Origin of the sequence: Paraburkholderia sp. J41, from assembly GCF_905220235.1 — a bacterium.
Taxonomy (GTDB): domain Bacteria; phylum Pseudomonadota; class Gammaproteobacteria; order Burkholderiales; family Burkholderiaceae; genus Paraburkholderia.
This window is the reverse complement of the sequence record NZ_CAJMZE010000017.1, coordinates 21488-33381: the sequence shown is the minus strand read 5'-3', so window position 1 is coordinate 33381 and position 11894 is coordinate 21488. Positions and strand designations below refer to the sequence as shown.

Below are 11894 nucleotides of genomic sequence, written 5' to 3'. Positions count from 1 at the left end.
CGCGCGCACGGCCGATGCCGCCACGTCGCGCGCGAGGCCGGCGCCCGGCCATCGCACCCCTTTTCGTCGCCCGCTCGCGCTCACCACGTCTCGCGCATCACCATCAGGCGCAATTCGGTCATGTCCTCGATGGCGTAGCGCACGCCTTCGCGCCCGAGCCCCGAATCCTTCACGCCGCCATACGGCATGTTATCGACGCGAAATGACGGAACGTCGTTGATCACCACGCCGCCCACTTCGAGCGCATCCCACGCGCGATGCGCGTTCGCGAGCGAATCCGTGAACACGCCCGCCTGGAGGCCGAAATCGCTGTCGTTGACGATCTCGAGCGCACGGCCGAAATCGTCGAAACGCTCCAGGATCGCCACAGGCCCGAACGCCTCCTTGCGGTACAGGTCCGTGTCGCGGCGCACGTCCTCGAGCAGCGTCGCCTCGAACATCGCGCCCTCCACCTGCCCGCCCGCGACGATCTTCGCGCCCGCCAGCACGGCGCTCTCCATCCAGCCCGCGAGCCGCTTCGACTCCGACTCCGAAATCATCGGCCCGACGAAGGTTTTGTCGTCCTTCGGGTCGCCCATCCTGAGCGACTTGACCTTGGCGATCAGCTTCTCGCGCACCGCCTCGTAGATCGACGCATGCACGAGAATGCGCTGCACGCCGATACAGCTTTGCCCCGACTGGTAATACGCGCCGAAGGCGAGCCGATCGACCACGTAGTCGAGCTTGCCCGCCTGATCGCCGTCGACGATGGCCGCCGCGTTGCCGCCCAGTTCCAGCACCACTTTCTTCTTGCCCGCCCTGGCCTTCAGGTCCCAGCCCACGGCGGGCGAGCCCGTGAACGAGAGCAGCTTGAAGCGCTCGTCGGTGGTGAAGAGATCGGCGCCGTCGCGATGCGCGGGCAGGATCGAGAACGCGCCCTTCGGCAAGTCGGTTTCGGCCAGCACCTCGCCGATGATGAGCGCGCCCACCGGCGTGCGGCTCGCCGGCTTCAGCACGAACGGCACGCCCGCCGCGAGCGCGGGCGCAACCTTGTGCGCCGCCAGATTGAGCGGAAAGTTGAACGGCGAGATGAACGAGCACGGCCCGATCGGCACGCGCTTCGCATAGCCGTGATAGCCCTTGGCGCGCGGCGAGATTTCGAGGTTCACGATCTCGCCGTCGATACGCACGCTCTCTTCGGCGGCCACGCGAAACGTGTCGATCAGCCGCGTGACTTCGCCCTTCGAGTCGTTGATCGGCTTGCCCGCCTCGATGCACAGCGCCATCGCGAGTTCGTCGAAGCGCTCGCGAAAGCGCGCGACGCAATGGTCGATCACGGCCTGGCGCTGGAACGGCGCGAACGCGCGCATCGCGGGCATGGCGGCTTCGGCGGCGGCGATCGCCTGGTCGATGGCTTTCGCGTCCGCGAGCGCGACGCGCGTGGCCACTTCGCCGCTGAATTTATCGGTGACTTCGAGATCGGTGTTGGCGGCCACCGCTTCATTGGCCAGATAGTACGGATAGGTCGGTTTCAGCATGACGGTTCTCCGGAAAGACAGGGCGAGTACGCGGGCACGCGCGCACATCGGCGGATAAAGGCGGACGCGAGCAGAGGAAAGCCGGAACGAGCCGCGAACAACTCAGAAGCAAGCCACGAACAAGCCAGAAGCAAGCCACGAACAAGCCACGAACAAGCGGCCCACGAGTGAAACGGGCGGCGCAAGCCCTGCGCCCGCGCGCATCCCACGCGGCGCGTTCACAGTTGCGCGCTCAGCCGCTTGATCTCGCGATTGAGCACGCGCTCGTTGTCCGAATAGTCGATCGGCACGTCGATCACATGCACGCCCGGCGTCGCGAAGCACTGCGCGATCAGCGGCGCGAGTTCGTCGGCGGCGCGCACGCGATGACCGTGCGCGCCGTAGCTCTGCGCGTATTCGACGAAATCGGGGTTTTGCAGCGTCATGCCGTAATCGGGGAAATTCATGTTTTCCTGCTTCCAGCGAATCATGCCGAACGCGTCGTCGCGCAACAGCAGCACGACGAGATCGAGCTTCAGGCGCACGGCCGTTTCCACTTCCTGCGAGTTCATCATGAAACCGCCGTCGCCGCACACGGCCACGACCTTGCGCTGCGGATGCACGATCTTCGTGGCGATGGCCGAGGGCAGCCCCGCGCCCATCGAGGCGAGCGCGTTGTCGAGCAGCATGGAATTGGGCTCGCGCGCGCGGTAGTAGCGCGCGAACCAGATCTTGTACATGCCGTTGTCGAGACACAGAATGCCGTCCTCGGGCACCGCCGCGTTCACGTCGTGCACGAGCCGCACCGGATACATCGGAAAGCGCGCGTCGTGCTGGCCCTTTTCCAGATGCGCCTCGAAATGGCGCTTGATTTCCTCGAAGCGCGCGAAATCCCACGCATGCTCGCGCGGCTCCAGTCGCTCCTTGAGCTGCCACACGGCGTTGGCGATGTCGCCCACCACTTCGATCTGCGGGAAATACACGGGATCGACTTCCGCGCCCAGGAAATTCACGTGGATCACGGTCTTGTCTTCGGCGCTGCGCATGAAGAACGGCGGCTTTTCGATCACGTCGTGGCCGACGTTGATGATGCAGTCGGCGTGCTCGATCGCGCGGTGTACGAAGTCGCCGTCCGAGAGCGTGGCGTTGCCGAGCCAGAGCGGATGCGATTCGTCGATCACGCCCTTGCCCATCTGCGTGGTGAAAAACGGAATGCCGGTTTCGTCGACGAATTCGCGCAGCACGTTGCGCGTGGTCTTGCGGTTTCCTCCCGCGCCGATCATGAGGAGCGGATGGCGCGCCGAACCGATCGCGGCCGCCGCGTGCGCCACGGCCTTTTCCTCGGCCACGGGCCGGCGGCTGAAGCTTTTCGGGATCGGCTTGCCGTCGCCTTCCTCGTCGGCCACGTCCTCGGGCAGTTCGAGATGCACGGCGCCGGGGCGCTCCTGCTCGGCCTGGCGAAACGCCTCGCGCACGAGCGCCGGAATATTGCCGATGGAGACGATCTGCCGCGCGTACTTGGTGAGCGGCTCCATCATGCGCACCACGTCGACGATCTGAAAATGGCCCTGCTTGCTCGACTTGATCGGCTTCTGGCCCGTCACCATCAGCATGGGCATGCCGCCAAGCTGCGCGTAGGCGGCGGCGGTCACGAAATTGGTGGCGCCGGGGCCGAGCGTGGCGAGGCACACGCCGGTGCGCCCCGTCAGGCGGCCGTAAGTCGCGGCCATGAAACCCGCGGCCTGCTCGTGACGCGTGACGATCAGGCGGATCTTCGAGCGCCGCAGCGACTCGAGCAGATCGAGATTTTCTTCCCCCGGTATGCCGAACACGTATTCGACGCCTTCGGCTTCGAGCGCCTTGACGAACAGATCCGATGCTTTCATCGACCACCTCGCTGGCATGTGCGCAACCTGTGCGTGGCCGTGCGCGCGGGGCGGCGGCCTTCACGATGCCCGACAGATTACTCCGCCACGGCGAATGGCGTCGGCCGGCGCGCAGGCGCGCGAGGAGCGGCCGCCGCGACGCGCGGGCGGGCGGCGCTTCGCGTCAGCGCATGATAGTGGCGCAACCGGCGATCAGCGGCTTGGCGCTGTCGCCGGAAGTCGTGTCGTAGAGATCGGCGCCGGGGCCCTTGGTCCACCACGTATAGCGGTCGGCGACATAGCGCACGCCCGACGCCGCGATCACGCCGACGAACAGCAGCTTGCGTCCGTCCACGGGCACGAGCGCGAAACTCTGGCCGTTGGCCGCGTTGAAATACGTGACCTTGAAGGTCGCGCCGCTGGCGCAGGTGTAGCCGAAGGTGTGGCGCGCCTGGACCTTGATGTCGCGCACTTCGAGCGGCGTTTGAGCGGCCACGCGGCCGGCAACGCCAGTGGCGGCGCGCGCGGCGCCCGCCTGAAACGCCGCGGGCAGCGCGGCCGCGAGCGCCACGCACGCGAGCGCGGCGCGCCCCCGGCGCGAGACTACGGAGGCGGCGCGCGATGGGGCAAAACCGCGCGCGGCAGCGCCGCTTCGATCGTCGATCATGAAGTTCTCCGGTGATGGCCCGCGAACAGGACGGCTACGCGCGAAACGGGCGGGTTCAAAACGGGCGGGTTCAAGGGTCGATCGCGGCCGCGCAGGCGTCGGTGGGCGTGGCCGCCGCATGACCGACCACGGGCACGATCTTGAGCCCCGCCGACACCACGCGGCACGGCGCGGCGGCAAGCCCGCAGCCCGAAAGCGCCGCGCATGCCACGCACGTCAGCGCAACGACAGAACCACGAACGGTTCGAAACGCACGGGACGCCCCGCGCAACACAATCGACTGACTCATTTCACCTTCTTTCCGCAAAACGGCAAACCGTCGCGCGCGGCGTGCGCGAGCGCCGCCCGCGCGCGACATGGCGCACGGCGCGCCAATCAACCGGCCGCAGCCGACGTATCCGACGTATCCGACGTATCCGACGTATCCGACGTATCCGACGTATCCGACGTATCCGACGTATCCGACGCAGCCGCCGCGACCGGCCGCACCGCCGCCGCCGCCGCGCGTGCGCGCGCCCGGGCTTCATCGAGATCCGCGCCCGTGGCGAGCGCAACGCCCATGCGGCGCTTCACGAAGCTTTCGGGCTTGCCGAACAGGCGAATGTCGGCGCCCGGCACGGACAGCGCGTCGGCCACGCCCTCGAACGCGATGCCGCGCGCGTCCACGCCGCCGTAAATCACCGCCGACGCCGACGGCCCGCGCGCCGTCGTATCGACGGGCAAGCCGAGAATTGCGCGCGCGTGCAGTTCGAATTCGGAAAAACGCTGCGACGCCAGCGTGACGAGCCCCGTGTCGTGCGGACGCGGGCTCACTTCGGAGAACCACACCTCGTCGCCGCGCACGAACAGTTCGACGCCGAACAGCCCGCGCCCGCCGAGCGCCTCGGTCACCTTGTGCGCGATCTCGCGCGAGCGCGCGAGCGCCTTCGCGCTCATCGGCTGCGGCTGCCACGACTCCACGTAGTCGCCGTCCACCTGCTTGTGGCCGATCGGATCGCAATAGTACGTTTGCACTTCGCCGCTCGACGGATCGGTCGCGCGCACCGTGAGCTGCGTGATTTCGTATTCGAAGTCGATGAAGCCCTCGACGATCACGCGGCCGTGATTCACGCGGCCGCCTGCGAGCGCGTGCTGCCAGGCGCGCTCGACGTCGTCGTCGCCGCGCAACACCGACTGGCCTTTGCCCGACGACGACATCACCGGCTTCACCACGCACGGATAACCGACCTTGGCGATGCCCGCCTTCAGTTCCTCGAGCGAGTCGGCGAACGCGTAGGGCGAGGTGGCGAGGCCGAGTTCCTCGGCGGCCAGCCGGCGGATGCCTTCGCGGTTCATGGTGAGCTGCGCGGCGCGCGCGGTGGGAATGACTTCGGCGAGGCCCGCGGACTCGACGGCCGCCAGCGCCTCGGTGGCGATGGCCTCGATCTCCGGCACGATCAGATGCGGACGCTCGGCGTCGATCAGCGCGCGCAGCGCCCTGGGATCGGCCATGTCGATCACGTGCGCGCGATGCGCGACCTGATGGCCCGGCGCGTTCTCGTAGCGGTCGACGGCGATCACTTCGACGCCCAGGCGTTGCAGCGCGATGATGACTTCCTTGCCCAGTTCGCCGGCGCCGAGCAGCATGACGCGGGTGGCGGAAGGGGAAAGCGGCGTGCCGATGCGGGGGCCGGTCTGCATGATGTCTCCAGAATGACGGTGTGGCGGGAATGCCTGGGAGCGCCGATGTTAACACGCGGCCTTCCCCCCGGGCCGCCCGCCACGGCGCGCTCGCCGGACAAACGCATGCGCGGTGGCTCTCGCGTGGCGAAGCGCGGTGCGTTACGCTTACGCCTTCGTCGATTACCTGGACCGATGCGATGTCCTCAAGCCTGCGCTTGCGCCCGTTGCGCCCGCTGCGCCCGTTGCGCCCCTCGCGGCGCGTTTTCGCGCGACTGCTCGCCGCGCGCGCGGCGCCGCTCGCCGCCGCCCTGCTCGTGAGCGCGTGCAAGCTGCCCGTCCACCAGGACGCGTCGGCGCCGCCGCCCGATCCGTTCGCGCCCGCCGCGACCCAACTGCTCGACAACACGCACTGGCAGCTCGCCGAATGGAAGCGCGCCGACGGCTCGGTGCGCGCGCTGCCCGGCGCAGCCGCCGACCCGGCCACCGCCGCGCCGGGCGCCCGGCCGATCACGCTCGATCTGTCCACCGAGAGCGGCCAGCGCCGCGCGAGCGGCTATTCGGGTTGCAACCGTTATTTCGGCAGCTACACGCTCAAGAACGGCCTGCTTTCGTTCGGCCAGCTCGGCGGCACGCGCATGGCGTGCGTGGGCGCGGGCAGCCAGATCGAAAGCGCCTATCTCGGCGCGCTCTCGCACATCGCGCGCTCCGGGGTGCAGATGCGCAGCCCGCAGGCGCTGCTGCTCGTGCTCGACGACGGCGACCGTCTGACCTTCGCGCAGCCGGCCGAGGCCGGCGCGGCGGCATCATCGGCATCATCGGCATCATCGGCATCATCGGCATCATCGGCATCATCGGCATCATCGGCATCGCCCGCGTCGGCTGCGCGATTGCAGCCTGGCCGCCCGGTGCAATGAGCGTGACACCGCGCGGGACACCCGACGGGACAAGAAGCGGGGCACCACGCGGGACCACAAGCGGGACACCACGCGGGACAGCGGGTAGCGCCCGCGCCATCGGCCGCGCCTTCGTCCGGCGCGGCGCTTTTTTTGCGGTGCGCGAAAGTTCGCGCGCATCGCCGCGTCGATGCGGATCTCGGGCCACACGGGCCGAGCGGTTACACTCGACACGTCGCACACCTTCAATACGTTCATCTTCGGCATGCACACGGTAGTTCCTGGCTGGTTCGGCATCTCGGCCGTCTGGTTCATTCCTCTGATCTGGCGTCTCGTGAAAACCGTGCTGCCGGGCGGCGCGGGCCTGCGCGGCCCCGGCACGATCCGCCTTTGGCTCGGTTTTTTCGGCGTAATCGTCGCAAGCTGCGCGCTGGAGGCGTCGCTCATCGACGTCGCCGGCTTCGACGCGTTCGGTCACGCGATCTCGGGCGGCCTCGGCAAGCTCGTCGGCCACACCGCCGCGCCGCTCGTCATGCTCGCGCTCATGGCGGCGAGCCTGCCGTGGCTGCTCGACTTCCGCTGGCGCGAATTCCTCGCGTGGGCCGACATCTCGCTCGGCCTCGGCCTCAATATCCGCGCCTCGCGCGAACGCAGCGACGACGCCGAAAGCAGCCGCGAACGGCGCCGGCGCGAACTCAGCGAGCGCGGCAGCCGACGCGAAACCCGCCGCGAAGCGCCGAACGACGACGAATCGTTCGCGCACGGCGCGGCCTCGCTCGCGCAAGCGCCCGCCGACGGCCAGCGCCGCCGCCCGACGATCTGGCGTCCGCCCGCGCGCAATGCGCGCCGTGAAGAACGCGACGATGCGCGCGCGGCCGCGGCGACTGGCGCGACCGGCGCGATGGCGGCGAGCGCCACGGTAGCATCCGCGACGGCCTCCGCCGCCGCGCAAGGCGTCGCGCGCGGCAGCGCGATGGGCGAGCCGGCAAGGCACAGCGAGCCGGGGTTTTCCGCGCCGCTCGACACCTCCGCGCCGTGGGCACGCGCCGAGCCGACCGCTTCCGCCGACTGGCTGCGCGGCACGCGCTCGCCGGTCCCGGCGCACGCCGCCTCCGCCGCGCGCGCGACGGCCGAAACGCCCCGCGCGCCGCTTCGACCCGGCGCACCGCTCGCCGATACGCGCCGGCCGACCGCGCGCGGCATGGGCAACGTCCCCAGTAGCGGCGCGCCCGCGCAACCCAACGCGCCGTGGCGCGCGGACGCCGTTGCCGCACGCACCGCAGGGAGCGCCGTTTCCGCAGCGACGCGTGCCACGACGGCCACGACAGCCACGGCGGCCACGACGGCCGCGACGGTCGGCACCGCCTTGCACGCCGGGCCGCTCGCGGGCGCCGCTGCGGGCGCCGCGCGCGGTTTCGGCGCTGCCGTGCCGCCGCTTTCGTCCGGTTTCGTGGGGTCGCCGGGGTCGGCTGGTTCGTCCGGCGCTTTGCCGGTCTCTTCGCCGGTCTCTTCTCCGCCCGGTTCGCCGCTTGGTTCGCCACTTACGTCGCCGCTCGTTTCACCGTTCGCACAACCTGCTACGCTGCGTCGCAGCGCGCCGCCGCCCGTCGCGGGCAGCACGGCCGCGCGCGCCGCGGCCGCCGCCCCGCCCCGCGCGGTGGCGAGACCGCCGCGCCCGTTCGTTTGGCCCGCGCAGCCCAACCGCACGATCGGCCGTCCGCCGGTCCCGGCCGCACGCGCCGATGCGCGCTCGCCGCTGTCGTCCGCGTTGCCCGCGTATTCGCGCCCCGTACCCGCGAGCCCCGCGCAGCCCGACGCGCCGCTCTCGACGAGCGTGCTGGAAACGCTGCGCTCTATCGAAGAAAACGCCGCGCGCTGGACGACGCTTGCAGGCGCCAGTCTCGCGCGACGCAACCTGGACGAAACGAGCGCGTTGACGAGCGCCGATGAAGTCCGTGATCTGGATACGCCGTTGCGGTCTCAGGAGACGCTATCTCCGTCGCAGGCGCAGATCCAGTCGTCGCAGGCGCAATGGCAGTCGCAATCGCTATCGCAGTCGCAGTCGCCGTCGCAGCCGCAGCCGCAGTCGCCATCGCCATCGCCATCGCCATCGCCATCGCAGTCGCTATCGCAGTCGCAGTCGCTATCGCAGTCGCAGTCGCTATTGCAGTCGCAGCCGCAATCGCAATCGCCGTCGCAATCGCAGTCGCAGTCGCAGTCGCAACCGCGATCGACTGCCGAGCCTGAACCGCGCGCGCAGTTTCCAATCACCGCACCGCAGATTTCGATGCCGACGGCTTTCGCGCCGCCAACGTCGACGCCACAGCCCACGCACGCGGAAACATTTACACCGACGCCGCTCTCGCCGACCACGCCCGTTGCGCACGACCTCGCGCCGACTCAGGAACATCCCGCGCGCGCTTCCGAAGCCGACGAAGCCGCGCACGAAGCGTTGCGGCCGACGACGGCGCGCACCGGCGCATCGGAGCCAACGGCGACTGAATTCGCTGCTGACAGGCCGAGCGCGTCGGAAGCCGCCGTGCCCGAGGCCGCTGCACCCGCCACGCCCTCCCCCGCCGCCGCAGCGACGCCGGGGCCGGGGCCGGCACCCGCGAGCGCGCCATTGCAAACGCTCGACAACGGCATGCCCTGGATGCTGCTCGACGACGAACCGTCGTCCGACGCCGAAAGCATCGCCGACGAAAGCGCCGATGCCATCGACATCGCCTTCGATTCGACATCGACGCACGAGCCGCAAGCTCCGGTCGCAGCATCGAGCGCAGTGCAAACCGCATCGCCGATCACGCACGAGACGACGCCGCCGAACATCGTTCCGAACATCGTTCATTTCCCGCGCCTTGCGCACGATGCCGCGCATGCGCCGCAAGCACTTCGCGCGGCCGACCCAACCGCTGAGCCGGCGTCGACGGACAACTGGGACGACAGCGCGTTCGACCCAACGCCGGTGAGCCGCAGCGGGCACGCCCTCGCGCCGCGCGACGCCGTAGCGCCGCACGCGCATGAAGCGCCGTTCGATCTGCCGCAAGACGTTGCCGGTGCAACGACGGCCGCCTGCGAGCCGGAATTCGCGTCTGCGCTAGCGGCTGCGGCAGTCGAAGCGACGCCCGCGCTTGCGCCCGAGCCCGCCATCGTGCCGCCGTGGTCCGCCGCACCGCAAATCGCGACGACTAATCCGCTGCCGGCCGAAGCACTGCAAACGCAAGCGCCTGAGCCTGCCATCGCACCGCCGTGGTCCGCCGCGCCACAAACCGCGACGACTAATCCGCAGCCGGCCGAAGCACTGCAAACGCAAGCGCCTGAGCCTGCCATCGCACCGCCGTGGTCCGCCGTGCCACAAACCTCGACAACCAACCCGCCGCCGGCCGAAGCACTGCAAACGCAAGCGCCTGAGCCTGCCATCTCACCGCCGTGGCCCATGCCACCGCACACGGCACCGCTCAACCCGCAGCCGGCCGAAGTGACACGGGCGCAAGCGCCCGAGCCTGCCATCGCACCGCCGTGGTCCGCCGTGCCGCAAACCGCGACAACCAACCCGCCGCCAGCCGAAGCACTGCAAGCGCAAGCGCACGAGCCCAAACCCGAGGCCGCCATCGCACCGCCGTGGCCCATGCCACCGCAAACGGCACCGCTCAACCCGCCGCCCGCCGAAGCACCGCAAGCCTTCGACGCAGCGCCCGAACCCGTCGCCGCCCAGGAACCGGCCGCGCGCCAGCCCGTGCGCGGCCACGCGCCCACGACATTCGTGTTCCAGCCGCTCACCGCGTCCTCGGTCGAACTGCCGGGTTTCGACCTGCTCGATCGCGCATCGTCGGAAATCGAGCCGGTTTCGGAACAGAAGCTCGCCGAAACGAGCCAGTTGATCGAGCAGCGTCTGCAAGAGTTCAAGGTGCCCGTGACCGTGGTGGGCGCATCGGCGGGTCCGGTCATCACGCGCTTCGAGGTCGAACCCGCGCTCGGCGTGCGCGGCAGCCAGATCGTCGGCTTGATGAAGGATCTTTCGCGCGGCCTCGGCCTCACGTCCATCCGCGTGGTCGAGACCATTCCCGGCAAGACCTGCATGGGCCTCGAACTGCCCAACGCGCGCCGCCAGATGATCCGCCTCGCCGAGATTCTCGAATCGGCGCCGTATCAGCGTTCGCCGTCGAAGCTCACCATCGCGATGGGCAAGGACATCGTCGGCCTGCCGATCGTCACCGATCTCGCCAAGGCGCCGCACATGCTCGTCGCGGGCACGACCGGCTCGGGCAAGTCCGTGGCGATCAACGCGATGATCCTTTCGCTGCTCTACAAGGCGACGCCCGAGGACGTGCGGCTCATCATGATCGATCCGAAGATGCTGGAGCTTTCCGTCTACGAAGGCATCCCGCATCTGCTCGCGCCCGTCGTGACCGACATGAAACTCGCCGCCAACGCGCTCAACTGGTGCGTGGGCGAAATGGAAAAGCGCTACCGGCTGATGTCGGCCGTGGGCGTGCGCAATCTCGCGGGCTTCAACCAGAAGATCCGCGACGCCGCCGCGCACGAGAAGAAGATCGGCAATCCGTTCTCGCTCACGCCCGAGGCGCCCGAGCCGCTTTCGCCGCTGCCGATGATCGTCGTCGTGATCGACGAGCTTGCCGACCTCATGATGGTCGCGGGCAAGAAGATCGAAGAGCTGATCGCGCGCCTCGCGCAGAAGGCGCGCGCGGCCGGCATCCACCTGATTCTCGCCACGCAGCGCCCGTCCGTGGACGTCATCACGGGTCTCATCAAGGCGAACATTCCAACGCGCGTGGCGTTCCAGGTGTCGTCGAAGATCGACTCGCGCACGATTCTCGACCAGATGGGCGCGGAGTCGCTGCTCGGCCAAGGCGACATGCTGTTCCTGCCGCCGGGCACGGGTTATCCGCAGCGCGTGCATGGCGCGTTCGTCGCCGACGAGGAAGTGCATGCGGTCGTCGAATATCTGAAGCAGTTCGGCGAGCCCGAATACGTGGAAGGCATTCTCGACGGCCCGGCGTCCGAAGGCGCGCCGCAGGATCTGTTCGGCGACTCGCCGGACGCCGAAGCGGACCCGCTCTACGACGAGGCGGTGTCGTTCGTCGTGCGCACGCGGCGCGCGTCGATTTCCTCGGTGCAGCGGCAATTGCGCATCGGCTACAACCGCGCGGCGCGTCTCGTCGAGCAGATGGAGGCCGCCGGTCTGGTCTCGCCGATGGGCATCAACGGCAGCCGCGAAGTGCTCGTGCCGGGCGGCACGGCCGAATAAGCCGGCGCGTTCGCGCCTCGTTCACGCGGGGTTATCGGCAAG

Annotated in this window: 6 protein-coding genes and 1 pseudogene; 2 read left to right on the top strand and 5 right to left on the bottom strand. The window is 69.2% G+C overall.

Features of this window, described 5'->3' with window-relative positions; all coding sequences use genetic code 11:
- Positions 1–80: 80 nt before the first annotated feature.
- The 5 genes and pseudogenes from U5805_RS18540 to purT all read right to left on the bottom strand — a co-directional run.
- Positions 81–1517 (bottom strand): aldehyde dehydrogenase family protein, encoded by a 1437-nt coding sequence (locus U5805_RS18540; protein ID WP_322104954.1) that lies wholly within the window; start codon positions 1515–1517, stop codon positions 81–83.
- Between the two features lie 218 nt (positions 1518–1735).
- Complete coding sequence (locus U5805_RS18535; RefSeq protein WP_322104953.1) at positions 1736–3382, bottom strand: acetolactate synthase large subunit; 1647 nt, start codon at positions 3380–3382, stop codon at positions 1736–1738.
- Between the two features lie 163 nt (positions 3383–3545).
- Entirely contained in the window at positions 3546–3914 is a 369-nt protein-coding gene (locus tag U5805_RS18530; RefSeq protein WP_415914631.1) for an MliC family protein, read from the bottom strand.
- Positions 3915–4098: 184 nt separating this feature from the next.
- The gene (locus U5805_RS18525; RefSeq protein ID WP_322104951.1) at positions 4099–4317 is read right to left on the bottom strand and encodes a DUF6726 family protein; all 219 of its coding nucleotides are present in this window, start codon (positions 4315–4317) and stop codon (positions 4099–4101) included.
- A gap of 182 nt (positions 4318–4499) precedes the next feature.
- Positions 4500–5708 (bottom strand): annotated as a pseudogene (gene purT / locus U5805_RS18520) (formate-dependent phosphoribosylglycinamide formyltransferase); the annotation flags it as partial.
- Positions 5709–5887: 179 nt separating this feature from the next.
- Between purT and U5805_RS18515 the strand changes: the two are divergent.
- Both U5805_RS18515 and U5805_RS18510 read left to right on the top strand, forming a co-directional pair.
- Positions 5888–6604 carry an META domain-containing protein gene (locus U5805_RS18515; protein WP_322104950.1) on the top strand — a complete coding sequence of 239 codons (717 nt, stop codon included), beginning with the start codon at positions 5888–5890 and terminating at the stop codon, positions 6602–6604.
- A 169-nt stretch (positions 6605–6773) separates the two neighbouring features.
- Positions 6774–11852 (top strand): DNA translocase FtsK, encoded by a 5079-nt coding sequence (locus tag U5805_RS18510; RefSeq protein WP_322104949.1) that lies wholly within the window; start codon positions 6774–6776, stop codon positions 11850–11852.
- Positions 11853–11894: the final 42 nt, after the last annotated feature.

Bases quoted from the DNA above. Each gene is read 5' to 3' on its own strand.
- U5805_RS18540 (WP_322104954.1), bottom strand. From the start codon at position 1,517: ATGCTGAAACCGACCTATCCGTACTATCTGGCCAATGAAGCGGTGGCC.
- U5805_RS18535 (WP_322104953.1), bottom strand. From the start codon at position 3,382: ATGAAAGCATCGGATCTGTTCGTCAAGGCGCTCGAAGCCGAAGGCGTC.
- U5805_RS18515 (WP_322104950.1), top strand. From the start codon at position 5,888: ATGTCCTCAAGCCTGCGCTTGCGCCCGTTGCGCCCGCTGCGCCCGTTG.
- U5805_RS18525 (WP_322104951.1), bottom strand. From the start codon at position 4,317: ATGAGTCAGTCGATTGTGTTGCGCGGGGCGTCCCGTGCGTTTCGAACC.
- U5805_RS18510 (WP_322104949.1), top strand. From the start codon at position 6,774: ATGCGGATCTCGGGCCACACGGGCCGAGCGGTTACACTCGACACGTCG.